This is a genomic window from Steroidobacter flavus (genome assembly GCF_042651805.1).
In the GTDB taxonomy this organism is placed as follows: Bacteria; Pseudomonadota; Gammaproteobacteria; order Steroidobacterales; family Steroidobacteraceae; genus Steroidobacter; species Steroidobacter flavus.
Genome location: NZ_JBHSDU010000015.1, coordinates 1,117,983 through 1,143,620, shown reverse-complemented (window position 1 = coordinate 1,143,620; position 25,638 = coordinate 1,117,983). Strand labels below are relative to the sequence as shown.

Genomic DNA, 25,638 nt, shown 5'->3' with positions numbered 1-25,638 from the left:
CGGGCCGTTACTCCAGGATGTCACTGCTCAGCGAGGTCGCCGTCAGGCGCTCGACCCACGCGGCCGGCGCGGACACCGGCTTCTTCAAGCGATAGTCGAAGAACACCACGCCGTTCTTGCCACGAGCCACTTCGCGGCCGTCGCCATCGACCGTTGCTCGAAAGACCAGATCGCAGCCGTACTTGTTGAAATCCGCGGCGCCGATTTCGAACAACAACGTCTCGCCATAGAAGGCTTCGGATCGATAGGTGACGGCGGTGTCCGCGACGATCATCGCCACGTCAGTATTGTCACGACGATAGTCAATGGCGGCGAGCATGCGGGCGCGGGCCTCCGCGAACAGCGTCAGCAGCGCCACCGAGTCCAGATGACGGCTCTGGTTGATATGACTGGTGTAGATCGGCACTCGGGTCGAGAACACGAACCGATCGGGTAGCTCAATCGTGACGCGCGCCATCGGCTGCTCACATTCACTTCGGTGACGGTCATGGTATAGTGAACAATGTTCATGTGCCAGTCGCGTCTTGATCGGTTATGTCGCGCCCCGAGAACATGGCTCGAGTTTGGGGGAGAGGGCAGATGCCGAAGCTGACTGTTACTACACGTTCCGGCGAGGACCGGGAGATCGCCGTCCAAGCTGGCCCTTCGCTGATGCAGGGCCTGCGCGAGGCCGGCATCGATGAGATTCAGGCGGTTTGTGGCGGCTGCGCCGCTTGTTGTACTTGTCACGTATTCGTGGCGAGCGAACAACTGGACCGGTTGCCGCCAATGTCTGAAGAAGAAGATGCGCTGCTCGACAGCTCCGATGCGCGCCAGCCCACGTCGCGACTCTCTTGTCAGATTCCGGTGACAGAAGCTCTCGAAGGCTTGCGCGTGACGGTCGCGCCCGACCTCTGACCTACTGCGCAGTGAAGCCGCCATCGACGACCAGCTCGGTGCCGGTCACGTAAGCGGCGTCGTCCGAGGCGAGGAATGCGATCGCAGCGGCGACTTCCTCAGGTCTGCCCATGCGTTGCATCGGAATCGTGGCGTGAATTCTGGCGGACTGTTCGCCACCGTCGGCCTTTGAGACTTGTTGCATTTGTGTCTCGATGACGCCCGGATGCACGGTATTTACGCGAATTCCCTCGGCCGCTGTCTCCATCGCCAGGGCCTTACTCATGAGTCGAACGCCGCCTTTGCTCGCGCTATAGCCCACGCAGCGGCGCATGCCGACCAAGCCCGCAATCGATGAAACATTGATGATGGCGCCGCCGCGAGCGTGGCGGCGCATGTGTTCGATCACAGTCCGGCAGCCGTGATAAACGCTGGTGAGATTGACGTCCAGTTGCCGACGCCAGTCTTCTTCAGTTTGTAAATCAATGCCTTTGAGGATCACCAGGCCGGCGTTATTGACCAGGATATCGATCGTGCCGAACGCCGATTCGGCGTCGTTCAGGATGCGCTGCCAGTCCTGGTTACGACTTACGTCGTGAGAAAAACCAAGCGCGGTTGCGCCGAACGCCTTCAATTCTTCGGCCCGCGCGGCGGCGCCGACACCATCGATATCTGTGAGTAAAACCTTGGCGCCTTCGCGTGCCAGGCGTGCAGCGGTTGCGAAACCGATGCCTGCAGGGGAGGCGGCGCCCGTCACAATCGCGGTTTTGCCCTGGAATCGCATCATGGTTGGCCCGCCGGAAAGGCGACTAGAAAGTGAACAATGTTCACTATACACTCGGCTCGGAGTCAGGGCCTAGGGGGTGAGGCGTGAGTAAAGCCGATGCCGGGCGTTGTCCAATCGCAGCGCTGGAATTCGCGCAGTTCGATCACCATTCCGCTCAGCATCGCGCCGATGCGGAGCAGGTGTGGGACGCGATGCGGGCCGCAACCGAGCTGCCGCGCAGCGACGCGTACGGCGGTTTTTATGTCGTCACCCGGCATGCGGACCTGCGCACGGCGGCCGCTCAGCACAAGATCTATTCCTCCGCGCAGGGCATTGCCTTACCGAACGAGAGCCGGACTCGTCACGTGCCCGCCGAGGTCGATCCGCCGTTGCAACGTGAGTTTCGTCGGTTGCTCGATCCGTTCCTGACGCCGGATCGCATCGCTGCGAACGAAAGCAAAGTGCGCGCCATCGCGGTGAGTCTCCTCGACGGCCTGGCCGGCGAGACCAATGTCGAGATGGTGTCGAGATTCACAGAGCCGTTCCCGGTTCATGCCGCGCTCGCCATCTTTGGCTTTCCGAGTCAGGACGCCGACCGACTCAACAATCTAGTGGATGGCTTGATTCACGGCCGCGGTAGCGAGGCCTCGATCAAAGCCTCGCAGGAACTGACGGCCTACCTGATTGAACAGCTGCAGATCCGCGGCGCCTCGGCCGATCCATCGAAAGACATTTTGGCAGCAGTCGCACACGGCAGCGTCGAAGGCCGCGCGCTGAGCATCGAAGATCAAGTGTCGATCACGCGGCTCCTGCTATTCGGCGGTTTCACCACGGTGAACCTGGCGCTGTCGCAGACGCTGCTGTTGTTTGCAAAACAGCCCGAGCTGGCCGACCGCCTGCGCAATCAACCTGAGTTGTTTCCAACCGCGCTCGAAGAATTCGTGCGCTATGCGTCGCCGGGCACGTATCTACGTCGCACCGTAGTTGCCGACGCTGAGCTCGGTGGCTCGAAGCTCCGCCAGGGAGATCAGGTGCTGTTGTGTTTCGGCGCGGCCAACCGCGATCCGGCGGTGTTCGACAAGCCAAATGAAATCAATCTCGCGCGCAATCCCAATCCCCACGTGGGCTTTGGCTTCGGCGCGCATCGCTGCCTGGGCTCGGCCATCGCCAAGCTCGAGCTGCGCATCGCGCTGGAAGAAATCCTGCGTCGTTACGAGCGAGTGGACCTGGATCCGAACGATTCGATCGCCTGGGGTGAAGGCGAGACACAAGGGCTGACGCGACTGCCGCTGGTGCTGCGGCCCCGCGCCTGACTACTGACCCCTGAGGGTACCTGCATGACGAGTGAAGCAAGTGTGATGACTGAGGAAACGACTCCCCGCCGGCCGTTGACAGCGGTACAGCGCGGGATCGTCGCGTCGCTGACGGATTCCGATCCGACCATGGTGCCGAAGAAGGTGACGTATCTGCGCACCGAGGTCTTCACGTCTCAGGAGTACTTCGAGCTCGAGCAGAAGAAGTTGTTTCGCGGCAAGCCGGTGCCGATCGAAGTGTCGGCCGCGTTGCCGAAGCCGAAGATGCACGTCATCAACGAAGACTATGGTACCTCGGTACTTTTGACCCGAGACGATACCGGCAAGGTGCACGCATTCCTGAACGTCTGCATGCATCGTTGCATTCAACTGTCGCGTGAGAAGGAAGCCAAGTCCGGCGGCCTGATTGTCTGTCCGTACCACGCGTGGTCCTACAACATGCGAGGCGAGCTCGTCGGCGTGCCGCGCGAGGACGTGTTCCCTGGCCTCGATAAAAAGAAGCACTCGCTGAAGCGGCTCGAGTGCGTGGAGGCGGGCGGCATCATCTGGGTCAATCTCGATCCCAACAGCAACGCGGATTTCTCCATCGTCAGCGGCGATCTGGCGGCCGAGTTCGACGCGATCGGCTTGCCGAAGCAGGTCGTCTACACCAAGGCGCGCTACGAAATCAAAGCGAACTGGAAGTTCGTGCACGACGCGTTCCTGGAGAACTATCACATCCCCCGACTGCATTCGAAGTCGCTCGGCTCGATGTTCGTGGACCGTCCGACGGCGTTCACGCAGATCGGCCCACATCTGCTGCAATCTTCGGCACGCGCCGGCTACAAGGCCGAGCAAGGCGAGGGCATGCAGACGTTCGAAGATTTCCGGGCGTCGGGTGTTTTCAGCTACACGCTCATCCCCGGCAGCATCGTCATCACCAGCCCGACCTATATCAACGTGATGTTCCTGTCGCCGCAGTCGCCCGACAAGACCGTGATCAACTACTACATGCTGGTCGATCGCATGCCCGAGACCGAAAAAGAGAAGGCGAGATGCGAGAAGTCGATCGAGCTGATGCAGCGGGTGACCACGGACGAAGACTTCTGGGTCTCCGAGCTCGGAACCATCGGTGTGAAGACCGGTGCGGTGGAGCAGTTGACGTTGGGAGGCATGGAGCAGGACGTTGCGACCTTCCACAAGGTGCTCGAAGAACAAATGGGTCTGGCCAGCGGCTGAGGCGAAAATCATGACAACCAGCATTCCGTCGAATGTGCGACCCGACCAGGTCGTCGACGTCGATATCTACACCGATCCACGGCTGCTCGACGGTCCGCACGCAGCGTACAAGGCGCTGCAGGACGCCGGGCCGGACATCTTCTACACGCCGCGCAATGGCGGCCACTGGATCATCACGCGCTACGATCTCATGTCGACGATCCTGCGCGATCCGGAACATTTCTCGAGCAAGGAACTGCACATCCCGCGCCTCAACAGCCCGGTGCAGTTCATTCCGCTGAGTCTCGATCCGCCGGATCACGCGCGTTACCGGGCCGTGCTGCTCAAGCACTTCGACAAGAAATCCATCGTGGCGATGTCCGAGAAGCTGCGCATGTGGGCAGATCGTCTGATCGATCGCGTCCAGGCGCGAGGCCATTGTGATTTCGCCGAAGAGTTGGGTGCGGCCTATCCCGTGTCCATCTTCATGGAAATGATGGGCATGCCGCTGGATCGCTTCGAGGAGTTCCGGGGCATCGTGCTGGAGTACTTCAGCAACATCACCAGCGAACGCCGGCTCCAACTGCAAGAGACCATCATCGGCGTGATGATGGATCTGCGCGAGCAGCGCCTGAAGGAGCCGCGCGAAGATCTCATCAGCAAGCTGTTGGCGGAGCGCGTGCGTGGCGAGCCGTTGACGCCGGAAGAATTCCAGTCGATGGGATACCTGTTGTTCCTCGGCGGTCTCGACACGGTGGCGAACGCATTGACGTTCGCGTTCTACCATCTCGCTGGCGATCCGGACCTACAGAGCCGGCTTGCGAGTCAGCCTGAGCGTCTGCCGGACTTCGTCGAGGAGTCGCTGCGGATGTATGGCGTCGTTCATCAGCCGCGCATCGTCAAGAAAGAGATCGAGCTCGGTGGCGCGCGTTTCGAAGTGGGCGACATGGTGATGTGCGCGCTGCCGGTGGCCGGTCGCGACGATCGCAAGAATCCCGACCCGCAACGCTTCGATATCGACCGCCAGGATCGCCAGCACATCGCTTTTTCGATTGGTGCGCATACCTGCATTGGCAACGTGCTCGCGCGTGCCGAGATGCGCACGTTCACGGAGGCGTGGCTGAAGCGCATTCCAAATTTCCGGATGGCACCGGGCGCGAAACTCGAATGGCGGGGCGGCTCCATTCTGGCGCTGACTCATCTGCCGCTCGAATGGGGTTGAGGTCGACATGCCACGAATCAATGTGACAACCCGGTCGGGCGAGACCCGGACCATCGATGCAACCGCCGGCAGCTCGCTGAAAGACGCGCTCATGGACGGCGGCGTCGAAGAGATCAACGCCGTGACGAGCTGCGGTGGCTGCTGTTCCTGTGGCACGTGCCACGTCTTTATCGATGCAGCGGACTTGCCGCGTTTGCCGGACATGCAGAGTCAGGAAGACGATTTGCTCTACGCCCAGGAGGGCCGGCAGCCCGGTTCGCGGCTGGCCTGTCAGATCAACGTCACCGACCGGCTCGACGGGCTGAAGGTGACCGTCGCGCCGGAATGGTGAGGTAGTCATGTCAGCGATCGATCCGCAACGTTACGAGATGATCAAGGTGTCCGTCAGCGACGGCATCGCGACGCTGGTGCTGTCCAATCCGGCCCGCAAGAACGCCGTGAACCGGCAAATGCACACCGAGCTCGAGCGCATCTGGGATGACATCGATGCGGACGACGACGTGCGCGTGGCGATTCTGACCGGCGACGCTGGCACGTTCTGCGCAGGGACGGATCTCGGCGGTCAGCAGAAGCAGAACAACGAAGGTCGGCGTGGCCGGCCGCGCACGCGACCCGCCCGGCGGATTTTCTGGAACATGCTCGATTGTGAGAAGCCGATTATCGCGAAAGTGCGCGGTTACGCTTACGGCCTGGGTGTGAATCTGGCGCTGGCGTGCGACTTGGTCTACGCCGCGGAATCCGCGAAACTATGCGACTCGCACGTGAAGCATGGCATTGCGCCGGGCGACGGTGGCGCCGCGTTGTGGCCGTTGCTGATCGGGTTTCATCGGGCCAAAGAGCTGATTCTCACGGGCGACCCGATTGGCGGCCGCAAGGCGGCGGACATTGGCCTGATCAACTATGCGCTGCCCGACGATGAGCTGGACGGGGCAGTGGATGCGATGGCGCGCAAGCTGGCCGACGGGCCGCCGCTGGCGATCTCGTACGGCAAGCTTTCAGTGAATACCATGCTGAAGCAGATGATGGCCGGTGCTTTCGAAACGTCGCTCGCTTACGATCAGTTGACGCTCTATACGCAGGATCACAAAGAAGGTGCCAATGCATTCATGGAAAAGCGCAAGCCCAAGTTCACGGGCAGCTGAGGCAGGGACGCTCGTACCATGTGCGCGATGAGAGCCCCTCGTTCCGTGAAGTCCGACTCGCCGTTGTCGCGACGAAAGAAGCCGTCGCAGGAGCGGTCGCGGTCCACCGTTCAGGCGATCTTCTCGGCGACTGACGAGCTCGTGCGAGAGCACGGCTTCGGTAATGTCGGGACACGGCAGATTGCAGAGCGGGCGGGAGTGAGCATCGGCTCGCTGTATCAATACTTCCCGACCTACGAGGCGATCCTGCTCGCCTGGTACGAGGATGTGGCGGCGACCGCAGCTCAGAAGATGCGGGTGATCACCATCGACATCCTCGACAAGCCGCAGATCGAGGCCATCCGCACCGCCATCACTGCGCTATTGACCATTCTCGAGCGCCATTCGCTGGTCCTGCTACGCATGCCGACCGAGGCGCCCGAGATCGAGCGAGTGGTCGGCGCGACTTCGTTTCTAACGTTGAACCGGGCGGCGATGCGGCTGTTCTTCGCTCAGCATCATGAGTTCGATCCGTTGGAGACCGAGCGGCACATCTTCTTTCTGGAGACGCTGCTGATGAGCGTCTTCCGCCGGTGGGTGTTGGAAAAGCCGCGCAATGTGCCCCGAGCCCTGCTGATCGAGCAGGTGGTCGGGGTGGTGGACGACTATCTGAAACGCAACGTCGTGGCGCCGAAGCGCAAGCGTTGACGGATCAGGGCAGGATCTCGGCGAGCTGACGCTGCGCTTCGAGCATTCGCGGCAGCACTTCGGAGCGAATGCGTGAAGCGGACTCGGGCGTTGCATGCAAGGCCACGACGACGGCCGCGACGGTGCGGGCCTGAGTATTGCGAATCGGCACCGCGATCGACATCGAGCCGATCTCGACTTCCTGATCGATCAGGGAGAAGCCGCTGGCTCGGACGCGACCGAGCTCCGCTTCGAGCGCATCGATATCGGTGAGTGTGCGAGGCGTGATGGCTTTGCGATCACTTTGCACCAGTCGCTCGTGGCTTTGATCCGGAGGCAGTGCCGCGAGCAGCACGCGACCCATGGCCGTGCAGTAAGCGGGCAAGCGGCTGCCGGCGTGCAGGCTGCCAGCAATCAACTGATGGTGTGCGGCCCGCGCGATGTAGACGATCTCGGTGCCGTCGAGCACCGAAGCCGAGCACGAGGCGCTGACTGCATGAGCCAACTGATCGAGCGAGGGCTGAATCAAACGCGACAACGGCGCGGCCAGATAGGCGTTGCCGAGCCGCAGGATCTGCGGAGTGAGCTCGAAATACCGGCCGTCGGTCGTGGCATAGCCGCGATTGACCAGGGTGAGCAAACAACGCCGCGCCGAGGCGCGATCCAGACCGGCGAGGCGGGCCACTTCAGCGATGGTCAACGCGGAGCGGCCGCGGCCGTAGGCCTCGATCACCGCGAGCCCTTTGGCGAAACCGCCCATCTGGTCTTCGGGATTCGCGGCCGCCTTGGCCGGCGCCGGCGCGAGATCGGGCGTTTTATTAGTCGGTGTAATGGGTTGGCTCATGTGCGCGCTTTCAAGGTGCTGCAATGCTAATGACTTCCTCGGGAGAGTGCGAGGTAGACATTGTGCGATATAAAAACACTTGATACATTATCGCACAAACGTGCTACGGGAAGGAGCACTACCCGGATTCACGCCAGGGTCGGCGGTCCAGTCGACGTGTGAGGTGTGAGTAATGAAATTGACGGGGTCTGCAGCGGTTGTGACCGGTGGCGCGTCCGGGCTCGGTGAAGCGACGGCACGCGCGCTCGCCGCCGAAGGCGTGAAGGTCGCGATCTTCGATCTGAATGCGGAGAAGGGCGAAGCGGTGGCGGCTGCGATCGGCGGCGTCTTCTGCCAGGTCGATGTGCGTCAGGACGCGAGCGTCGATGCCGGCTTCGCCAAATCGCGGGCCGCGTTCGGTCAGGAGCGCATCCTGATCAACTGCGCCGGTCTGGGCAATGCGGTCAAGACCGCGTCGCGCGACAAACAAACCGGCGAGATCAAACATTTTCCGCTCGATCAGTTCGAGCGCATCGTGCAAATCAATCTGATTGGAACGTTCCGTTGTATCGCGAAATCCGCGGCCGGAATGCTGACCCTTGCGCCCATGGAGGACGGCGAGCGCGGTGCGATTGTGAATACCGCCAGCGTGGCTGCCGAAGACGGCCAGATCGGGCAAGCTGCTTACGCATCATCGAAAGCGGGCATCGCCGGCCTCACCTTGCCGGTCGCACGCGATCTGATGAATGAAGGCATTCGCGTCAACACGATTCTGCCCGGCATCTTCGACACGCCGCTGATGGCGACCATGAAAGAGCCGGTGCGCCAGGCGCTGGCGGCCTCGGTGCCATTCCCGAAGCGACTCGGTGCACCGGCGGAGTACGCGTCGCTCGCGCTCGAAATCTGTCGCAACAGCTACCTCAACGGCGCCTGCTTCCGTCTGGACGGTGCCATTCGCATGGCGCCTCGCTGAGTCGTCGCATTGCCTCGGATTTAACCCGCGTACTTGGTTTTCTCGTTGACACTCGAATACTCATGTGCGACTGTGTTACATCGGAGCGATAATCGCACAATTGGTTTCAGCGGTTCGAAAACGATCTGACCTTAGGCCTTGAGAGGGGGACCCATGACGATTGAAGTGAAATCAGCGGTGCAATCAGCATTCGCTGCCGCATCTGTGTTTTCGAGCCTGCTTGCAGGCGTCGCGTCGGCTCAGACTGCCGAGACGCCCGCCGCCGAGACGGCACAAACAGACAGCCTCGAAGTAATTACGGTCACTGCCCAACGTCGTGAGGAGCGCTCGGTCGACGTGCCGATCTCCATCGCCTCTCTCAGCGGAGACACGTTGCGAGACGCTGGCGTCGCCGCGACCAGTGCATTGCCTCAGGCGGTGCCCGGTCTGCGATTCGATTACTCCGGCTCCTACGTGCAGCCAACCATTCGCGGCGTCGGTAGCGCGCTCGCGGGTCCCGGCATGAATTCCAACGTCGCGATCTACGTCGATGGTTTCTATGTTCCGAACCTGCTGGGCTCGGACTTCGATCTGGTCAGCGTGCAGAGCGTCGATGTGTTGAAGGGACCGCAAGGCACGCTGTTCGGCCGCAACGCTACGGGTGGCGCCATTCTGGTCACCACGCGCGATCCTACCGATGAACTCTCCGGCGAAATCCGCGCGGGCTTCGGCTCGTTCGGTCGTCGCACGATCAGCGGCTATCTCTCGGGCGGTTTGACCGACACTCTCTCGGCCGATCTGACGGCGTACTACGAAGAGGGCGATGGCAGCGTCAAGAGCCTGGTGACGGGCAAGGACGATGTCGCCGCCTTTGAACGCTCGACCGTGCGCTCGAAGATTCTCTGGAAGCCCTCCGATAACGCCAAGATCGCGTTGACGCTCGAGCATCGTGCCGCCGACGATCCGACCGCGAACATCACCAGCGCCTATGAAGGTCTGTCGGCCGGCTCGGTGATTCCGGGAACGCTGGTCGCGACCGGTCCGCACAACTATTCGGGCACGGCTAAAGCCGGTCACGACTACAAAGGTAACAGCGCAACGCTGCGCGGTGACTTCGATCTGGGCGGCTTGAACTTCACGTCGTACTCGATGTATCGCGATGAGAAGAGCGATGAAGCCAAGGATTACGACAGCACGCCGGTGGATATCTTCTCAGCGTTCTGGCGCGTGAATGACAAGACCGTGACGCAGGAATTCAACCTGTCCTCGAGCGAGGGCGAGAAGTTCTCGTGGGTCACGGGCCTGTTCTACTACCGCAACGAGAACGAGTATCCCGCGTTCAATCAGAAGGTGGGCGCCGCGGCGCCGTTCGCCGCCTTCAGCTCGAACATCGTGCAGAAATCGCTGGCCGCGTTCGCCGACGGCACTTATGAGATCGCCGATGGCTTGTTCCTGACGGCGGGCGTGCGTTGGGGGCGCGATGAATCCGACGCTTCCTATGTGAACCTGGTGAACCCGGCCGGCAGCCGCCAGGGCGAACACAGCTGGACCAGCGTGACCCCGCGCGCGGTGCTGCGTTATGAGCTGACGCCCTACTCGAACGTTTATGCCTCGTACACCCAGGGTTACAAGGCCGGTCTGGTGCCGATCACCGAGTCGACCACGCCGGTCGATCCCGAGAAGATCAATGCATACGAAGTGGGTTACAAGCTGGCTGGCCAGGGCCTGACGTTCGATGCCGCTGCGTTCTATTACGACTACAAGGATCTGCAGATCGCGTCGTACGTCGGCACGATCAGCTTGACGCGTAACGCCGCCGAGTCCGAGATCTATGGTCTCGATGCGCAGGTGACCGCGGATCTCACCGATCGATGGTCGGTGCGTGCTGGCGCGACATATGTGCACTCTGAGTACAAGTCTTTCCCGGGCGCGGTGTCTTATCAGCAGGTGCTCGATCCGACGTCGCCGGCGTACGGCATCTTCATCAACCCGCCGGTCGACGCGAGCGGCAATCAGATGCAGCGTGCGCCTGAGACTTCCGGCACGCTGGGTGTGAACTATCACCAGCCGGTGTCGTGGGGCGAGCTGTCGTTCGACGCGAATCTGTATGCGACCTCGAAGTTCTACTTCGATCCCATCAATCGGTTCGTCGAGGACGGCTACACCCTGTTGAACCTGCGTGCCACCTGGACTTCGCTGTCCGGGTCGACATCGGTCACCGTGTACGGCAACAACGTGACGGATGAGGACTATCGCGCCGAAGTGCTGCCGGGCCCGTTCTCGATCCAGCAGATCTATGGCGAGCCGGCGGCAGCGGGCCTCTCGGTGTCTTATAAGTTCTGATCGAGCCCCAAGCGTGGAAGAAACGTTCGACTATGTGATCGTGGGAGCCGGTGCGGCGGGCTGCGTGCTCGCCTACCGGCTCTCGCAAGACCCGGCCAACCGGGTCTTGTTGATCGAAGCGGGCGGCTCGCATCGTCATCCGTTCATCACCATGCCGAAAGGCATTTTCAAGATCATGGCGAGTCCGGTGCACATGTGGCCCTACATGACGCAGCCGGACGCCGCTTCCAAACATGCGGCCGAATCGTGGGCGAGGGGACGCACCCTCGGCGGATCGAGCTCCGTCAACGGCATGGTTTACGTGCGTGGCCAGGATGCCGACTACGATTCGCTCGCGGCCGACTCGAGCGAAGACTGGAGTTGGAAGCACATCGGGGCCGCGTATCGGGCGATGGAAAATCACGAGCTCGGGTCGGCGCCGACGCGCGGCGATCGGGGGCCGTTACATATTTCTTTGCCGGAGATGCGCACGCCGCTCATCGATGCAGCGATTAAAGCCGGTGCGTCGATGGGCCTCGCGCCCAAGGCGGACGTCAACGATCCGGAAGATGTACCTCGTATCGGCTATGCGCCGCGGACCATTTATCGCGGTCGTCGTCAAAGTGGGGCGACCGCGTTCCTTGATCCGATCCGCGATCGACCGAACCTAACTGTGATTACTGGCGCCGCAGTCGATGCTGTCGAGTTCGAAGGGCGGCGCGCTACGGTGGTTCGCGCGATTCACAATGGCGCGAATGTGAGTTTCAAAGCCCGTCGCGAGATCCTGCTCAGTGGCGGCACGCTGGCCTCGCCGGCGATTCTGCAACGTTCTGGCATCGGCCCAGCGGAGCTGTTGCATCGACACGATGTGCGGCTGGTTCAGGAGAGCCCGGAAGTCGGTCGCAACGTTGTCGAGCATCGCGGCCTCGTCATGCAATGGCGCGTTCCCGATCGCAGTTCGGTGAATCGCGATCTGCAGGGCTGGCGGCGATATCGCTCCGCCGCTCAATATTATCTCACGCGGCGTGGCGCCCTCGCGGCCGGCGTTTATGATGCCGTCGCGTACTTCAAATCACGCGACGACTTGTCGCGTCCGGACATGCAGATGCTGATCGCACCGTTCAGCATCAACTATATGAATCCCGGCGCGGGCGTCGAGCCGCACGGGGGCATGAATCTGTGTGTGTATCCGCTGCGGCCTGAGTCGAAGGGTTCAGTGTCGATTCGTTCGCGGAATGCCAGTGAGTTGCCGGAGATTCAATCTGGATACGGTACTGCGCCGGACGACCGCAAGAAGATGATCGACATCGTGCGCCTCACTCGCCGCTTCGTGAACAGCGCGGCGCTCTCGGCGTTCAAGCCGCAGGAGACTCGTCCAGGCCCGCAATACATGAGCGACGAGCAGATCCTCGATGCGCACCTGCAGATGGGCTACACGAACTATCACGCATGCGGCAGCTGTCGCATGGGAAGGGATGAGCAATCCGTCGTCGACCCACGCCTGCGAGTGCGGGGTGTCGATGGCCTTCGGGTCGTGGACACCTCGATTTTTCCGGTCATGCCCTCAGGCAATACCAATGGACCGGCGATGGTGCTCGGCTGGCGAGCGGCGGATCTCATTCTCGCGGAGCGTTGACCGACTTTTATGAGCGCGACTTCCATGAACCATGTTTCCAGCCTCCAGCATCCGGACCGTTTGTTCATCGACGGCGCCTGGGTGGCGGCTTCGTCGAATCAGAGTCTCGACGTCATCGCGCCGGCCACCGAGCAGAAATATATTTCGGTGGCGGCGGCGACGCCTGCGGACATCAACCGAGCTGTCGCGGCCGCGCGCGTCGCGTTCGACAAAGGCCCGTGGCCGCGAATGTCACATGCCGAGCGGGCGCGTTATCTGACGGCGATTGCTGAAGAGCTGGATCGTCGCAAGGAAGATGTCGCCCGGTCGTGGCCCAATGAAATGGGCATCCTGCACTCGATGGCCACGGCCTATGCCGGCGGCGTGAGTGGCATGTACAAGTTCTATGCGAGCCTGGCCAACCAGTTCGCGTTCGAGGAGAAACGTCGCACGTTCTCCGGCGCGAAAGTGGGGTTGCTGGTGCGCGAGCCCGTCGGTGTGGTCGGCGCGATCATTCCTTGGAATGGACCGATTGCGCTCATCGGCTTCAAAGTCGCGCCGGCGTTGCTTGCGGGTTGCACCGTCGTCATCAAAGGTTCGCCCGAAGCACCGAGTCATGCATTGATCATGGCGGAGATCGCGGAGAAGGTGGGACTCCCGCCAGGTGTGATCAACGTCGTCACTGCGGATCGCGAGGCGTCCGAAGCGCTCGTGCGCCATCCCGGCATCGACAAGATTTCGTTCACCGGTTCCAGTGCAACCGGCAAGCGCATCGCCTCGATTCTTGGCGAACGGATGGCACGTTACACGCTCGAGCTCGGCGGCAAGTCGGCGGCGGTGGTGCTCGATGACTATGACGTGGAGAAGGCGGCACAGTCGATCGCGGCGAATGCATGCGACATGACCGGCCAGGTCTGCGCGTCGCTCACTCGCATGATTGTGTCCCGCTCGCGGCATGACGATTTCGTCGAAGCACTCAGCAGCAAGTTGTCGAAGGTGGTGGTGGGCGATCCGTTCGATCCGGCGACACAGATGGGGCCGCTCGCGACGGCACGACAGCGCGACATCGTCGAGCGTTACATCGCGAAGGGCAAGGAGGCGGGCTTCAAGGTCGCAACGGGCGGCGGGCGGCCGTCTCATTTATCGCGTGGGTTCTTCGTGGAGCCGACGGTGTTCGCCGGCGTCGATAATCGCTCGGCGATCGCGCAGGAAGAAATCTTTGGCCCGGTGATCGTCGCCATTCCCGCGGACAACGATGAGCACGCCATCGAGCTGGCCAATGACAGCCCGTACGGATTGAACGCGACAGTGTTCACCAACGACGTCGAGCGCGCATATAGCGTCGCGCGACGACTTCGTAGCGGCACCGTTGGACACAACGGATTGCGCCTCGACTTCTCCATTGCGTTCGGCGGGTTCAAACAATCCGGCGTCGGTCGGGAGGGCGGAGTCGAAGGGCTCATGCCGTATCTGGAGACGAAGACGGTCCTGCTCGATGGTCTTCCCGCGCATATCGCTGCGGCCGAGGCCGCGCGGGCCAAGAGCTGAGGTCGAGTCGTGACGCAGGAAAATCTCTCCGACACCGTTCGTTTGCATTCACCGGCGCCTCACGTCGCGGTGATCACCATCGATCGGCCGGAAGCGCGCAATGCCGTCAGTGCATCGGTCGCCGAAGGCATCGATCGTGCGCTGACGCTCACTGAAGCGGATCCCGATACGTGGGTCGTCGTGTTGACCGGCGCGGGTGGCAAAGCCTTCTGCGCGGGCGCGGATTTGAAAGAGGTCGCGGCTGGACGTGCGACGACGTTGGGAACGCCGCGTGGCGGATTCGCCGGCTTCGTGAACTACCCCCGTGAGAAACCTTGGATTGCGGCGGTCGAGGGCTTCGCGCTCGGCGGCGGTTTCGAGATTGTGCTCACTTGCGACATGGTCGTAGCTGCGGAGACCGCGACGTTCGGTTTGCCCGAGACCTCACGCGGTCTCATGGCGGCGGCGGGCGGCGTGTACCGATTGCCTCGTTTGCTCCCCCGGAATATCGCCATCGAGCTGATTGCGACCGGAAAGGTACTATCGGCGATGCAGGCGCATGCTCACGGTCTCGTCAATCGAGTGGCATCGCCGGGCTCGGCGCTCGACGTTGCCGTCGAGCTTGCGCAAGCGGTTGCGAAATGCGCGCCGGTCGCGGTTCGTGAAAGCTTGAAAGTCGCGCGAGTCGCCGCTGATATGACCGATGCCGAGTTGCGCGTCGTGATGAGGCAGGCTTTCGAGCGCAACGCCAGCGCTGAAGATTATCGCGAAGGTCCTCGCGCGTTCCTCGAGAAGCGCGCCCCACAATGGCTCGGTCGCTGAGCACGCCGCAATGATCGAAGAGTTGAAGGCTCACGAAGATTTCCGCCAGCAGGTGCGCGAGTGGCTTGCTCGCAATCTGCCGAAGGATTGGCAGACCGAAATGCTCGGCGCGTCGGAGGACGAGCACGTCGCGTTTCAGAAGCGGTGGTTTCGTCAGATGCGCGACGGCGGCTACGTCGCTCCGCATTGGCCCAAGGAATGGGGCGGCGGCGGAATGTCCTTCCCGCAGCAGATCGTGTTGTTCGAAGAGCTCGCTCGTGCCGGCGCGCCGCGCCTCGTTCTTTATTTCATCTCGCTCTATCACGCGCCGGCCACGCTGCTGGAGTGGGGCTCGGATGAACAGCGCAAGCGGCATCTGCCAGCCATCCTGACCGGCGATGAAATCTGGTGCCAGGGCTTTTCCGAGCCCGGTGCCGGCTCCGATCTTGCCAGCTTGCGAACCAAGGCGGAGCGTCGCGGCGATGTTTACGTCATCAATGGTCAGAAGACGTGGTCGTCGAATGCGTATCGCGCGCGTTACTGCTTGCTGCTCGCTCGCACCGATTCCAGCGCGCCAAAGCACAAAGGCATTTCCTATTTCATCCTGGATCTGGAGAGCAAAGGCGTCACACGCCGGCCGATCCGGATGCTCACCGGTGGCTCGCACTTCTGCGAGCTGTTCCTGGACAACGTCGAGATTCCGGCCGAGAACCGCGTCGGTGAGGAAGGGCAGGGTTGGGCAGTCGCTCAATCGACGCTCGCTTCCGAACGCGGTCTTACTGCGCTCGAGTTCGCGGAGCGCATGCGCCAGGCGCTCGCGCTGCTGGTTCGCGATGCATCCAAGCCGGCGCCCTGGGGCGGGCGATTCATCGACGACGACGGCATCCGGCGTCAGCTCGTCGACGTGCACATCGGCACCGAAACATTGCATGTGCTGGTTGGAAACATGCTCACCCGCGCGCTGCGCGGTGACGGTGGCGGCTCCGAAGCGTCCATCATCAAGATCTATCACAGCGAGATGCTGCAGAAGTTCACCGATCTCGGCGTGCAGCTGGGCGGCATCTCCGCTCAATACGTGCAATCGGTGTTGATGGGCGGCGGTTACGAATCCGGCTACTGGATGCACGACAACTTGTACTCGTGGGCCTGCACCATCGCAGGGGGCAGCAACGAGATCCAACGCAACATCATCGCTGAGAAGACGTTAGGCCTGCCGCGCGAGCCGAAGCTCGCCGTCGGGCCCTGAGGCTGCAACATGGAATTCGGCTGGACTCCCCAACAGATCGACTATCGACAGCGCGTGCGCACCGCGCTGGACGAATTGCTCCCGGACAACTGGGACGAGTTTTACGTCAAGCGCAGTTATGCCTCCGACGAAGCGATGGACTTCTCGCGCTGGTTTTGCGCGGAGCTGGCGAAGCGCGGACTGCTGGTGCCGCACTGGCCGACCGAGTACGGCGGCAACGCCGGCGAGGATTGGGAACATTTCATTCTCGGCGAAGAGATGAAGGCAGCCGGCGAGCCTCGCGGCGGCCAGTACATGAACATCAACTGGATCGGTCCGGTGCTGATGAAGTACGGCACCGAAGAACAGAAGCGGCAGCACCTGGGCGGAATCGCCAGTGGCAAGGTGATTTGGTGTCAGGGCTTTTCCGAGCCGAACGCCGGCACCGATCTGGCGGCGTTGAAGACCAAAGCCGAGCGTCGCGACGATCACTACGTCGTGAATGGCGGAAAGATCTGGACGTCCTACGCACGCAAAGCGGACTGGTGCATCCTGCTCGTGCGCACCGGGCCCGAGCGCAAGGACATCACCGTGCTGCTCGTGCCGATGAATTCGCCGGGCATTCGCGTCGCGTCCTATTCCGGTCTGGTCAAAGACGGCCATCTCAACGAAGTGTTCTTCGAAGATGTCCGTGTGCCTGTGAGTTCACGCGTCGGTGAAGAGAACCGGGGCTGGGAAATCATCACGCACGCGCTGTCGTACGAACGGGTCGGCGTGCCGCGATATCACGTCGGCCTGGAAGCGTTGGACATGGTGGTCGAGAAGTTGCAGAGCGAAGGGCGCTGGGATGACCCCATCATCCAGACGCTCGCGGGAGAGCTGGTCGCGAAGTTCGAAGCCGCTCGATTGCTCACGTATCGCGTGGTCGATCAACGTGTGAAACGTCAGCCGCCGAATACCGACGCCAACCTGTCGCGCATTTGTTCGCTCGAGGCCGTGCAGGATTTGATGGACTTCATCGCGCAGTTCGCACCGGACGCATTAGCCGGCGGCCATCTGCTGCTCGATGACTATTACCGTATCAACACGCCCGCCGGCATCACCGGCGGCACCAACGAGATTCAACTCGATCTGGTGGCGCAACGCGGCCTCGGGCTGCCGAGGAAATGAGTCGATGGATTTCAAACTGACCGAGGAACAGTCCGCTCTAGTCGAGGCCGTGCAGGCCATCCTCGCCGACCATTCGGAACTGGCGGTATCGAATCGCCAAGGCTTCTGTCATTTCGATCACAAGCTGCAGCACTTGCTGCTCGAGAACGGCTTCCTCGATGCCGGCCGAGATCTGGGTGCGTTGGAGGCGGCGCTCGTTACGATTGAAGCGTCGCGTATTCCGGCGACGGTGGAGGTGGGCGCCTCTGCAGTTGTTGCTGCCCGGCTGCTGCCTGATGAGCGAGTCGAGGGGCCCATCGCTCTGATCGGGGCCGGAAACCTCGACAAGCCGATCCGCAATCTTCCGGTGGCGCGCACGGCATTTGTGGAAAGCGGTGACGATGTTCTGGTCGTCAAGGTCGACGCGAAGGATGTCGAGACCACGCCGTCCATTTACGCGTATCCATTCGGTCGCTTTCATACACAACCAGATCTGACGCGGAGTCGGCGCATCGTGGGCGCGGCGGCTACACTGAGACAGTGGTGGCGCGTGGCGCTGGCAGCGGAGTGCGCCGGTACGGTACAGAGTGCGATCGCATTCACGATCGATCATGTCAACAACAGGCACGTGCTCGGTCGCGCCGTCGGTTCGTATCAAAGCGTTCAGCACCGGCTCGTTCAGTGTCATATGGTTGCTCAAGGCATTCAGTTCCTCACATTGCGTGCCGCCTGGAGCGGCGATCCTGCGCATGCGGATGAGGCGGCGTGTTATGCCCAACAGCACGTGAAGAAGTTCATGGTCGACTTGCATCAGTTCAATGGTGCGATGGGCGTGACCAACGAGCATCTGCTGCATTTCTGGACTTATCGACTGCGCGCGTTACAGAGTGAGGTCGGCGGTGCTCACAACGCTGCGCAAAGCATCGCTCGCGCGCGGTGGTCGACCCGAAAAGTTGCGGGAGGGCGCGCATGACGGACGCTGCAGGCAGCGAGCTTCGCGAAGCGATCCGGCCCGTGCTCGAAGGCAAGTGGGACGGAACGATCGCCCACTTCAAGGAAGGCCGAGCCTCGCAAGCCGAGGAAGAGCTTTGGACTGAAGCGGCCTCGCTTGGCTGGTTCGGCGTGGCGATCGCGGAAGAGCACGGCGGACTCGGCTTGGGTTACGCAGGGCTCGCGGTCCTTTATGAAGAGTTGGGACGTTTCCTCGCGCCCTTGCCTGCGCTGCCCATGTTGTTGGCCGCGGACGCGATTTCGCTCGCTGGCACTGACGATCAGAAATCGACGTGGCTGCCGAAGATCGCCGCAGGCGAGGTTCGTATCTCGACGGCGCTGCCGTTACAAGGCGAGCCCCTGCCGGAAGTCACATCCGATGGTGTCGTTAGTGGACGCGTTTCGAACGTGGGTTACGCCGGCAAGCTCGACTATTTGCTGCTGCCCGTGCGTAGTGAGCGCGGGGTTGAGCTAGCGATAATCGGAGCGTCCGCGTCCGGTGTGGCGGTCAAGCCCGCGCCCATCATCGATCTGACTCGCGCGATGTGCACGGTCACGCTTGAAGGAGTGCGGATCGGCGCCGGAGACCGGTTGGCGCTCACGACGGCACACTGGGAGCGACTGCTCGATCATGCCAGCGTTGCCCTGGCGCTCGACAGCGTCGGCGGCGGCATGCACATCCTGGAGCGCACCGTCGCGTACATGAGTGTGCGAACTCAGTTCGGTCGACCGATCGGCTCATTCCAGGCGTTGAAACATCGCGCTGCCAGCTGGAAAGTCTGGCTCGAAGGCGCACGTGCCTTGACCACTCAGGCGGCGTCTCAGTTGGCGAGCGCGGCTTCGAATGCGTCTTCTCTTGCATCCTCCGCCAAGGCCTCGGCATGCGATGTCTATACCGGCGTCGCCGGCGACTCGATTCAACTTCACGGCGGCATCGGCTTCACCTGGGAGCACGAGTGTCATTTGTTCATGAAGCGTGCGCGGTTGAACGCGGCCTGGCTCGGCACATCGCTCCAGCATCGCGAACGGGTGGCCGGCCTTTCCTTTGCGCAGGCGCTGGGCTCGGATTTCTCTCGCGGCAGATTGCTCGCGATTCCCTGATCGAGGGCGTGTTGTGATTGGACTAGCAGACAAGTCAGTGATCGTGACAGGCGGCGGCAGTGGCATCGGCCGCGCTGCGGTCGAATTGCTCGTCGGTCATGGTGCGATCGTCACCGTCGCCGATATCAACGAGGCGGGCGGCCGCGAGGTCGTGGAGAGTGTGAACGCGAACGGCGCACGACGCGCGCAGTTTGTTCGTGCCAACGTTGCCGACGAAGCTGAGGTGAAAGCGATGGTCGAGGCGGCGGAGGCCTTCGGCGGCAGGCTCGATGCGGCCATCAATGGCGCCGGCATCGGCCAGCTTGGCAAGAAAGTCCACGAGCTCGACGCAAGCGAGTGGGACGCGCATATGGCCATCAACCTGCGCGGGATGTTCCTGTGCATGAAGTATGAAATCGCCGCGATGCTGAAGGTCGGCGGAGGTTCGATCTGCGCGATCTCGTCCGTCGCTGCCGTCATGGGACTCACAACGAGCCCCGAGTACTGCGCGGGCAAGGCTGGCGTGAACGGGCTCGTGCGCGCCGCTGCGATTGATTACGCGAAGCAGGGCATTCGTATCAATGCATTGCTGCCCGGAGCGACGAACACGCCGCTGGCGGTCAAGGCGGCGGCCACGAAACCCAAGGATGTCGGCCCGATGACGCTGCCGAACGGTCGCAGGGCCGAGCCCGTCGAGATCGCACGCGGCGCTGTCTGGATGATCTCGGACGAAGCGTCGTACATGACAGGCAGCTGCCTCACGCTCGACGGCGGCCTGTCGATCGTCTGAAGATGGATCTCGGTATCTCGGGCCGACTCGCGCTCGTCTGTAGCGGCAGTCGCGGGATCGGCTATGCCGCGGCTCAGCGACTGGCGAACGAAGGGGCACGCGTAACGATTGTCGCCCGCACGGCAGAGTCAGCGACGCGTGCGGTGGATTCGTTACGTCGCGAGACCGGCGGCGTGATTGAAGGCATCGCTGCGGATCTGAGCACGCCGGCCGGACGGGCGGAGATCGTCGCGGCCTATCCACAGACAGATATTCTGATTGCGCATGCAGGAACACCGCAGCGGCCTGCGGACTTCGAGTCGTTGTCGCGAACCGATTGGGACGGCTGGTTCGACGCGCATTTCTATTCGGCGCTCGCCGGCGCGCCCTTCGCATTCATGACGGGGCAGAACATCGTCGTGGACGGCGGTGCCTACCCCGGTCTGTTTTAGCGACGCTGCTGTTACAGCGTCTCCTCCGTGCCGAACAGGGCCGTGCTCGTGAGCGTATCGCCCGGTCCGCCGGTCATGAGCGAAAGTTTCGCATCGGGCACCTGATTCGTGGAGGTGCCGCGCAGCTGACGTACCGCTTCCGCCATGAGGCCCATGCCGTGAATGAAGCCTTCAGCGAGATCGCCGCCCGAAGTGTTACAGGGCAGGGAGCCGTTCGGCGCGATCAGATTCTCGAATCGAATGACTTCGCCGGCGTTTTCGTATGTGCAGAAGCCATGATCGATGAGTGCACCGACGCCCATGCCGGTCATGTTCTGATACACCTGCAGAACGTCGACGTCCTTCGGCGCGTAACCAGACTCGGCCCACATCCGTCGCGCCACGCCGGCCTGTCCAGCGGTGCTGTAGGGATGAATGTTTTCCTCACGCGCACCGCTGCCTTCGAGGCCGCCCATCGGCGCCGAGAGAATGTAGGCAGGCTTTTGCTTGAGTTGCTTCGCGCGCTCCGCAGAAACCACGATGACCGCGCAAGCGCCGTCGTTCTCGCGCGAGCAATCGAACAATCGATAGGGCTCGGAGATCATGCGCGCATTCGCGTAGGTCGCGTCATCGAGCACGGTATTGCGCCCGTAAGCGCGAGGATTATTGCGAGCGTGGTAGTAACACGCCTGCGCCATCGCACGAAGCGTGTCCGCCGGCACGCCGTCGGCCTCGATCAGCCGTTGTGCGCGCAGAGCCAGGATCTGGACGGGCGATTCCAAGCCGTTGACGAGATATTGGGCGGCGGTGTCGCCCTGTGCGACGTTGATGCGCAGACGTTGTCCCGCGCTCTCGGCCATCGATCTATAAACGGCGACGACATTCGCCTGGCCGGCAATGATTGCGCTCGCGGCGATGCTGAGCGCGCCGGGAATGCCGCCCCCGTGGATCCAGCTCAGCGCTGCGAACCGCACTTCGCGCGTGCCGAGCGCAGGCATCAGCTTCTGGGCGTCGCTGCGTTCCGAGGCATAGGAGATAAACCCGTCCACCTCACTGGGTTGGATGCCAGCTTCTTCGCACGCATCGACGATGGCGCGGACGCAGAGCTTGAGCTCCGGATCGGGCGAAGTGCCGCGCTTGTAGTACGGCGTCTGGCCGACGCCGACGATGGCTGTCTTGCCACGAATGGTGCTCATGAGCGCACCTCCAGCGTCCACTGGATGGAGGGATAATGTTTGCTCTTCTCGGACGGCGGCAAGATCACGCCGCGAACCGGTGCGCCAATGCGAAGGTGTTCTTCCGAGCCTTGCAGAATGCCCATGACGCGCGCGTTGCCTGCCGCTGGAATTTCAGCGAGCACGGTGACGTAGGGAACATCGGCGGCGCGCTCTTTCACTCGTTCGAACGCATAGCAGGTGCGGGTCCAGGCATAGACGACGCCGACAGGCTCGACGGCCTCCCAAGCAAATTCCCACGAGCCGCAGGCGCCGCAGCGGTAATGCGCGGGCCAGGTCCATCGCTTGCAGGCGGAACAACGAGGCAATTTGAACTCGCCTTGTTCCAATGCGCGCCAGTACTGATCGTCGGCGCCGATGCCGCCGATGATTCGATGTTGCTCGTAAGAGAATTGCATTCAAACTCCAATCAAAGACGCTGTGCGCCGTTGCATGTAATCACAACTCAGTCAGCGACGAAATCGAAATGTTCGACCGCTTCGGTCTCGAGCTCCAGCACCGCGCAGCTGGAAATAAAGCCCTGCGAGGTGGGCCGGCCTTCGCCGGTCGAGCCGGGATTGATCACCAATGTTTTCGCAACACGAGTCGCGACGGGGCAGTGAATGTGTCCATACATGACGATATCCGCGGCGACGTCGCCAAATCGTTGGAAGTCACTCGACGATGGATGGATGTACGCGCCGCCCGATTCCCACGGCGTGCTGTGAACGAGCAGCACCCGTTTGCCGGCGAGTTGCAACTCTCTGCGCTTGGGTTGTTGCGACAACCAAGTCATCAGCTCCGGGTCGATCCAGTCTTCGGTGCGCGCCCGCGTGCCCTGCGGGCTGAAAAAAACTTCTTCGTGATTGCCCCAGATGGTGCAGACATCGCGATCGCGCAGCTCACGCACCACCTCGTTGGAAAAACGAAATTGGTTGATGCAATCGCCCAGGCAGATCCAGCGATCCACGTCGCCCATCAATTCGAACGCGCGGCGCAGGGCACGAGCGTTCGCGTGGATATCGGAAACGATGCCGAGCTTCATGTTCAGGGCTTGACGGCCGACCACTCACTTTGGTGTACTTTATCGTAACAGACGTGCGATAAACGCACAAAACGAATTTTGGCTTACGAAGAGTCCAGGGCAGGAGTCGAGTGGGCTGCCGGCAAAAAGGCAGTGCGAGGCACTGCGGACGAGGGGGCTATGGCGAACTCTGGGCTTCGTACGAATTTCTTCTGCGGCTTGACGGTCTTTACCGGGGTCTTTGCGACAGCAGCGGCACTGGCTCAGGTGGAGACTCCGTCCGAAGCGGCTCCCACGACCTTGCAACCATCTTCGGCCGGTCCCGAAGAAGTGATCGTGACCGCTCGCCGTCGCGACGAGCGATTGCAGGATGTGCCGCTCGCGGTGACGGCGGTCAGTGCAGCCGACCTGCAACACCAAAACATTCTCTCTGTCGCTCAACTCTCGCAAGCCGCGCCGGCGCTCGTGTCGGTACCGGCCTCGGGCGGCGGTCGGTCGCAACCCGCGTTTACGATTCGCGGCCTGAGTGCTCAAGAGCTCTCGATCATTGGCGATCCTTCGGTGTCGGTGTATCTCGGCGACGTCGTCATGGCACGCACCCAAGGCGTGAACGCCGCGCTGTTCGATATTGGTTCGGTTGAAATCCTGCGCGGCCCGCAAGGCACGCTCTTCGGTCGCAATACCACTGGCGGCGCCGTCGTGCTCCGGCCCAACAAGCCGACGGGTCGATTCGAAGGCAATGTGAGCTTGACCGGCGGCAACCTCGAGACGTTCAACACCGAGGCGATGATCAACGTGCCGGTCAGCGACATGTTGAAGCTGCGCGTGGCGGCCGTGAATCGCACGGACGACGGCTTCGTGTACGACGAGCTGCTGGGTCGAAACATCAACGACACCGATCAGCAGGCGGCGCGCGTGTCGGCGCTGCTGAGTCTGCCGGGTGATGCCGAAGTTCTGACGACGTACGACTACTTTCGCGACGACAGCGGGAGCACGCCGAGCTTCATCAAGTACGTGAACCCGAACGGATCGTTCAATGGCGAAGCGTTTCGTACCGCTCGGGGTTATCGTCCGTTAGAGACGCTGCTCGCCGAACAGCAGGCCCGCGGCATGTATCGCGTTGCCAACGGCACGCCGATCTTCAACGACATCAAGACTCATACGTTCTCGAACACCATCACTGTGCCGCTCGGTGACAATGTGAGCATCAAGAACATCGTCGGCTATCGCACCGTCGAAGACGAGTTGCGCGACGACGTCGATGGCACCGAGAGCGCGCTGTTCCCGCAGGAGCGCAACGATCGCGGGCATCAAGTCAGCGAAGAGTTCCAGCTGCTCGGCACGACCGGTCGGCTCGACTGGATCGCCGGTTTGTTTTATTTCCGCGAGAAGGGCCGCACGCAGGCGGAATCGTATGCGGGTGCGGTCGATCCAGGCCCGATCGAGCCGGTGCACGTCGAGGACTATGTGGGCCCGGCGTATTCGATCACCGATGTCGCAGGCGAAAACAAGAGCTACGCAGGCTTCGTGCAGGGAACCTATGAGTTGGTTGACGGCTTGAAGCTGACGGCAGGCGTGCGCTACACGAAGGACGAGCGCGAGGCGACGATTCGCAACCGCACCCGGAGCGCGTGCCGCTTCACGCTGGATCAGGACAACAATCCTGCCACTCCCGAGACGACACCGACGCTGGACGACTGCACGGTCACCAATGACGCCTCGTTCTCCGAGCCCACTTACAACCTCAGTCTCGACTATCAGTTCGCCGACTCGAAGCTTGTATACCTCGCGCATCGTCATGGCTATCGCAGTGGCGGCTTCGGTTCGCGCGCGGCGACGCAGGTCGGTCTGGCTCGTACGTTCAAGCCGGAAACCGTGGACGACGTCGAGCTCGGCCTGAAGGCCGACTGGCGGCCCGGCGACATGTTCGTGCGGACCAATCTGGCGGCTTATTACTCCAAGTACGAAGACATCCAGCGCATCCTGACCGATCCCAACGTCGCGCCGGTGACGGCGGTGACCACCAACGCGGGCCGTGCGCGCATTCAAGGCTTCGAGGCCGAGTTCATGCTACGACCGATCGAGTCGCTGGAGCTGACGGCCGATTACGCCTACACCGACGCTGCCTTCACCGAGTTCATCGCGCCGGATGGCACCGATCTTTCGAATGCGCCGTTCGCTCGCGCACCGAAGAACGTCTACACCATTGGCGCTCGCTACACGGTGCCAATGGATTCGAGTCGCGGCGACGTGTCGGTCGGCAGCTCGTTCTATCACATCGACGCCTACAGCGCGGTCGACGACGTGATTCCCGGCGTCACCGGAGTTGCGGCGAGAGAGCTCGTCAATGCCGACGTGAGCTGGAACGCGGTGCTGGGCTCGCGCTTCGATGTTTCAGCGTATGTCACCAATCTGCTCGATAAGGAAAGCAGCTCGTTGTTCGTGACGTTGAACGGACTGGGCTTCACCAGCCACATCGCCGAGGAGCCGCGGCGGTACGGTATCAACGTGCGTTATCACTTCGGGGAGTGAGG

25 protein-coding genes are annotated in these 25,638 nt (G+C 62.0%); 19 read left to right on the top strand and 6 right to left on the bottom strand.

Translation table 11 applies throughout. The features are described from left to right. Nucleotides 1-7: 7 nt before the first annotated feature. Nucleotides 8-457: an acyl-CoA thioesterase gene (locus ACFPN2_RS32660; protein WP_380604587.1), complete on the bottom strand. Its 450-nt coding sequence runs from the start codon at nt 455-457 to the stop codon at nt 8-10. 122 nt (nt 458-579) lie between these two features. Here ACFPN2_RS32660 and ACFPN2_RS32655 point away from each other — a divergent pair, with 122 nt between their 5' ends. Further along, nucleotides 580-897 carry a 2Fe-2S iron-sulfur cluster-binding family protein gene (locus tag ACFPN2_RS32655; RefSeq protein ID WP_380604585.1) on the top strand — a complete coding sequence of 106 codons (318 nt, stop codon included), beginning with the start codon at nt 580-582 and terminating at the stop codon, nt 895-897. Nucleotide 898: 1 nt separating this feature from the next. Here ACFPN2_RS32655 and ACFPN2_RS32650 read toward each other — a convergent pair whose 3' ends face one another. Continuing rightward, complete coding sequence (locus ACFPN2_RS32650) at nt 899-1,663, bottom strand: SDR family NAD(P)-dependent oxidoreductase (RefSeq protein ID WP_380604583.1); 765 nt, start codon at nt 1,661-1,663, stop codon at nt 899-901. Between the two features lie 83 nt (nt 1,664-1,746). Between ACFPN2_RS32650 and ACFPN2_RS32645 the strand changes: the two genes are divergently transcribed. The 6 genes from ACFPN2_RS32645 to ACFPN2_RS32620 are packed head-to-tail and all read left to right on the top strand — an operon-like array spanning nt 1,747 to nt 7,203. Next, entirely contained in the window at nt 1,747-2,955 is a 1,209-nt protein-coding gene (locus tag ACFPN2_RS32645; RefSeq protein WP_380604581.1) for a cytochrome P450, read from the top strand. A gap of 24 nt (nt 2,956-2,979) precedes the next feature. After that, nucleotides 2,980-4,173 (top strand): aromatic ring-hydroxylating oxygenase subunit alpha, encoded by a 1,194-nt coding sequence (locus ACFPN2_RS32640; RefSeq protein ID WP_380604579.1) that lies wholly within the window; start codon nt 2,980-2,982, stop codon nt 4,171-4,173. A gap of 10 nt (nt 4,174-4,183) precedes the next feature. Further along, on the top strand, nt 4,184-5,374 hold the full coding sequence (locus ACFPN2_RS32635) for a cytochrome P450 (RefSeq protein ID WP_380604577.1): 1,191 nt from the start codon (nt 4,184-4,186) through the stop codon (nt 5,372-5,374). Nucleotides 5,375-5,381: 7 nt separating this feature from the next. Next, the gene (locus tag ACFPN2_RS32630) at nt 5,382-5,705 is read left to right on the top strand and encodes a 2Fe-2S iron-sulfur cluster-binding protein (protein WP_380604575.1); all 324 of its coding nucleotides are present in this window, start codon (nt 5,382-5,384) and stop codon (nt 5,703-5,705) included. A 7-nt stretch (nt 5,706-5,712) separates the two neighbouring features. After that, the gene (locus ACFPN2_RS32625) at nt 5,713-6,516 is read left to right on the top strand and encodes an enoyl-CoA hydratase/isomerase family protein (RefSeq protein ID WP_380604573.1); all 804 of its coding nucleotides are present in this window, start codon (nt 5,713-5,715) and stop codon (nt 6,514-6,516) included. A gap of 27 nt (nt 6,517-6,543) precedes the next feature. Next, nucleotides 6,544-7,203 (top strand): TetR/AcrR family transcriptional regulator, encoded by a 660-nt coding sequence (locus tag ACFPN2_RS32620; RefSeq protein ID WP_380604571.1) that lies wholly within the window; start codon nt 6,544-6,546, stop codon nt 7,201-7,203. A 4-nt stretch (nt 7,204-7,207) separates the two neighbouring features. On the opposite strand, the gene ACFPN2_RS32615 is transcribed toward ACFPN2_RS32620, so the two are convergent. Next, nucleotides 7,208-8,026, bottom strand: coding sequence for an IclR family transcriptional regulator domain-containing protein (locus tag ACFPN2_RS32615; protein WP_380604569.1), 819 nt, complete (start codon nt 8,024-8,026; stop codon nt 7,208-7,210). 172 nt (nt 8,027-8,198) lie between these two features. Between ACFPN2_RS32615 and ACFPN2_RS32610 the strand changes: the two genes are divergently transcribed. The 11 genes from ACFPN2_RS32610 to ACFPN2_RS32560 all read left to right on the top strand — a co-directional run bounded on the left by ACFPN2_RS32610 (nt 8,199) and on the right by ACFPN2_RS32560 (nt 20,887). Beyond that, a complete protein-coding gene (locus ACFPN2_RS32610; protein WP_380604567.1) occupies nt 8,199-8,978 on the top strand; it encodes an SDR family NAD(P)-dependent oxidoreductase in 780 nt (259 codons plus the stop codon). Between the two features lie 153 nt (nt 8,979-9,131). Then, entirely contained in the window at nt 9,132-11,300 is a 2,169-nt protein-coding gene (locus ACFPN2_RS32605) for a TonB-dependent receptor (protein WP_380604565.1), read from the top strand. Nucleotides 11,301-11,313: 13 nt separating this feature from the next. Next, nucleotides 11,314-12,915, top strand: coding sequence for a GMC family oxidoreductase (locus ACFPN2_RS32600; protein ID WP_380604563.1), 1,602 nt, complete (start codon nt 11,314-11,316; stop codon nt 12,913-12,915). A 9-nt stretch (nt 12,916-12,924) separates the two neighbouring features. Continuing rightward, nucleotides 12,925-14,442, top strand: a complete 1,518-nt coding sequence (locus tag ACFPN2_RS32595; protein ID WP_380604561.1) for an aldehyde dehydrogenase — start codon at nt 12,925-12,927, stop codon at nt 14,440-14,442. Nucleotides 14,443-14,451: 9 nt separating this feature from the next. Continuing rightward, nucleotides 14,452-15,243, top strand: coding sequence for an enoyl-CoA hydratase-related protein (locus ACFPN2_RS32590; RefSeq protein WP_380604559.1), 792 nt, complete (start codon nt 14,452-14,454; stop codon nt 15,241-15,243). A gap of 10 nt (nt 15,244-15,253) precedes the next feature. Then, nucleotides 15,254-16,468: an acyl-CoA dehydrogenase family protein gene (locus ACFPN2_RS32585; protein WP_380604557.1), complete on the top strand. Its 1,215-nt coding sequence runs from the start codon at nt 15,254-15,256 to the stop codon at nt 16,466-16,468. 9 nt (nt 16,469-16,477) lie between these two features. Further along, the gene (locus ACFPN2_RS32580) at nt 16,478-17,617 is read left to right on the top strand and encodes an acyl-CoA dehydrogenase family protein (protein ID WP_380604555.1); all 1,140 of its coding nucleotides are present in this window, start codon (nt 16,478-16,480) and stop codon (nt 17,615-17,617) included. A gap of 4 nt (nt 17,618-17,621) precedes the next feature. Then, nucleotides 17,622-18,569, top strand: a complete 948-nt coding sequence (locus tag ACFPN2_RS32575; protein ID WP_380604553.1) for an acyl-CoA dehydrogenase family protein — start codon at nt 17,622-17,624, stop codon at nt 18,567-18,569. Beyond that, complete coding sequence (locus ACFPN2_RS32570; RefSeq protein ID WP_380604551.1) at nt 18,566-19,687, top strand: acyl-CoA dehydrogenase family protein; 1,122 nt, start codon at nt 18,566-18,568, stop codon at nt 19,685-19,687. Before ACFPN2_RS32575 ends, ACFPN2_RS32570 begins: the two co-directional genes overlap by 4 nt. 13 nt (nt 19,688-19,700) lie before the next feature. Further along, nucleotides 19,701-20,456 carry an SDR family NAD(P)-dependent oxidoreductase gene (locus ACFPN2_RS32565; RefSeq protein ID WP_380604549.1) on the top strand — a complete coding sequence of 252 codons (756 nt, stop codon included), beginning with the start codon at nt 19,701-19,703 and terminating at the stop codon, nt 20,454-20,456. 2 nt (nt 20,457-20,458) lie between these two features. Beyond that, entirely contained in the window at nt 20,459-20,887 is a 429-nt protein-coding gene (locus ACFPN2_RS32560) for an SDR family NAD(P)-dependent oxidoreductase (protein ID WP_380604547.1), read from the top strand. 11 nt (nt 20,888-20,898) lie between these two features. Here the strand turns inward: ACFPN2_RS32560 and ACFPN2_RS32555 are convergent, their stop codons facing one another. Genes ACFPN2_RS32555 through ACFPN2_RS32545 form a run of 3 tightly spaced genes read right to left on the bottom strand, consistent with a single transcriptional unit; the run spans nt 20,899 to nt 23,125 of the window. Continuing rightward, complete coding sequence (locus ACFPN2_RS32555; RefSeq protein WP_380604545.1) at nt 20,899-22,062, bottom strand: thiolase C-terminal domain-containing protein; 1,164 nt, start codon at nt 22,060-22,062, stop codon at nt 20,899-20,901. Next, nucleotides 22,059-22,499: a Zn-ribbon domain-containing OB-fold protein gene (locus ACFPN2_RS32550; protein ID WP_380604543.1), complete on the bottom strand. Its 441-nt coding sequence runs from the start codon at nt 22,497-22,499 to the stop codon at nt 22,059-22,061. Before ACFPN2_RS32550 ends, ACFPN2_RS32555 begins: the two co-directional genes overlap by 4 nt. A gap of 47 nt (nt 22,500-22,546) precedes the next feature. After that, complete coding sequence (locus ACFPN2_RS32545) at nt 22,547-23,125, bottom strand: metallophosphoesterase family protein (RefSeq protein WP_380604541.1); 579 nt, start codon at nt 23,123-23,125, stop codon at nt 22,547-22,549. A gap of 159 nt (nt 23,126-23,284) precedes the next feature. Between ACFPN2_RS32545 and ACFPN2_RS32540 the strand changes: the two genes are divergently transcribed. Beyond that, the gene (locus ACFPN2_RS32540) at nt 23,285-25,636 is read left to right on the top strand and encodes a TonB-dependent receptor (RefSeq protein WP_380604539.1); all 2,352 of its coding nucleotides are present in this window, start codon (nt 23,285-23,287) and stop codon (nt 25,634-25,636) included. The last annotated feature ends 2 nt before the right edge of the window (nt 25,637-25,638 follow it).

Bases quoted from the DNA above. Each gene is read 5' to 3' on its own strand.
- ACFPN2_RS32660 (WP_380604587.1), bottom strand. From the start codon at position 457: ATGGCGCGCGTCACGATTGAGCTACCCGATCGGTTCGTGTTCTCGACC.
- ACFPN2_RS32655 (WP_380604585.1), top strand. From the start codon at position 580: ATGCCGAAGCTGACTGTTACTACACGTTCCGGCGAGGACCGGGAGATC.
- ACFPN2_RS32650 (WP_380604583.1), bottom strand. From the start codon at position 1,663: ATGATGCGATTCCAGGGCAAAACCGCGATTGTGACGGGCGCCGCCTCC.
- ACFPN2_RS32640 (WP_380604579.1), top strand. From the start codon at position 2,980: ATGACGAGTGAAGCAAGTGTGATGACTGAGGAAACGACTCCCCGCCGG.
- ACFPN2_RS32635 (WP_380604577.1), top strand. From the start codon at position 4,184: ATGACAACCAGCATTCCGTCGAATGTGCGACCCGACCAGGTCGTCGAC.
- ACFPN2_RS32630 (WP_380604575.1), top strand. From the start codon at position 5,382: ATGCCACGAATCAATGTGACAACCCGGTCGGGCGAGACCCGGACCATC.
- ACFPN2_RS32625 (WP_380604573.1), top strand. From the start codon at position 5,713: ATGTCAGCGATCGATCCGCAACGTTACGAGATGATCAAGGTGTCCGTC.
- ACFPN2_RS32620 (WP_380604571.1), top strand. From the start codon at position 6,544: ATGAGAGCCCCTCGTTCCGTGAAGTCCGACTCGCCGTTGTCGCGACGA.
- ACFPN2_RS32615 (WP_380604569.1), bottom strand. From the start codon at position 8,026: ATGAGCCAACCCATTACACCGACTAATAAAACGCCCGATCTCGCGCCG.
- ACFPN2_RS32610 (WP_380604567.1), top strand. From the start codon at position 8,199: ATGAAATTGACGGGGTCTGCAGCGGTTGTGACCGGTGGCGCGTCCGGG.
- ACFPN2_RS32605 (WP_380604565.1), top strand. From the start codon at position 9,132: ATGACGATTGAAGTGAAATCAGCGGTGCAATCAGCATTCGCTGCCGCA.
- ACFPN2_RS32595 (WP_380604561.1), top strand. From the start codon at position 12,925: ATGAGCGCGACTTCCATGAACCATGTTTCCAGCCTCCAGCATCCGGAC.
- ACFPN2_RS32585 (WP_380604557.1), top strand. From the start codon at position 15,254: ATGATCGAAGAGTTGAAGGCTCACGAAGATTTCCGCCAGCAGGTGCGC.
- ACFPN2_RS32580 (WP_380604555.1), top strand. From the start codon at position 16,478: ATGGAATTCGGCTGGACTCCCCAACAGATCGACTATCGACAGCGCGTG.
- ACFPN2_RS32575 (WP_380604553.1), top strand. From the start codon at position 17,622: ATGGATTTCAAACTGACCGAGGAACAGTCCGCTCTAGTCGAGGCCGTG.
- ACFPN2_RS32570 (WP_380604551.1), top strand. From the start codon at position 18,566: ATGACGGACGCTGCAGGCAGCGAGCTTCGCGAAGCGATCCGGCCCGTG.
- ACFPN2_RS32560 (WP_380604547.1), top strand. From the start codon at position 20,459: ATGGATCTCGGTATCTCGGGCCGACTCGCGCTCGTCTGTAGCGGCAGT.
- ACFPN2_RS32555 (WP_380604545.1), bottom strand. From the start codon at position 22,062: ATGAGCACCATTCGTGGCAAGACAGCCATCGTCGGCGTCGGCCAGACG.
- ACFPN2_RS32550 (WP_380604543.1), bottom strand. From the start codon at position 22,499: ATGCAATTCTCTTACGAGCAACATCGAATCATCGGCGGCATCGGCGCC.
- ACFPN2_RS32545 (WP_380604541.1), bottom strand. From the start codon at position 23,125: ATGAAGCTCGGCATCGTTTCCGATATCCACGCGAACGCTCGTGCCCTG.
- ACFPN2_RS32540 (WP_380604539.1), top strand. From the start codon at position 23,285: ATGGCGAACTCTGGGCTTCGTACGAATTTCTTCTGCGGCTTGACGGTC.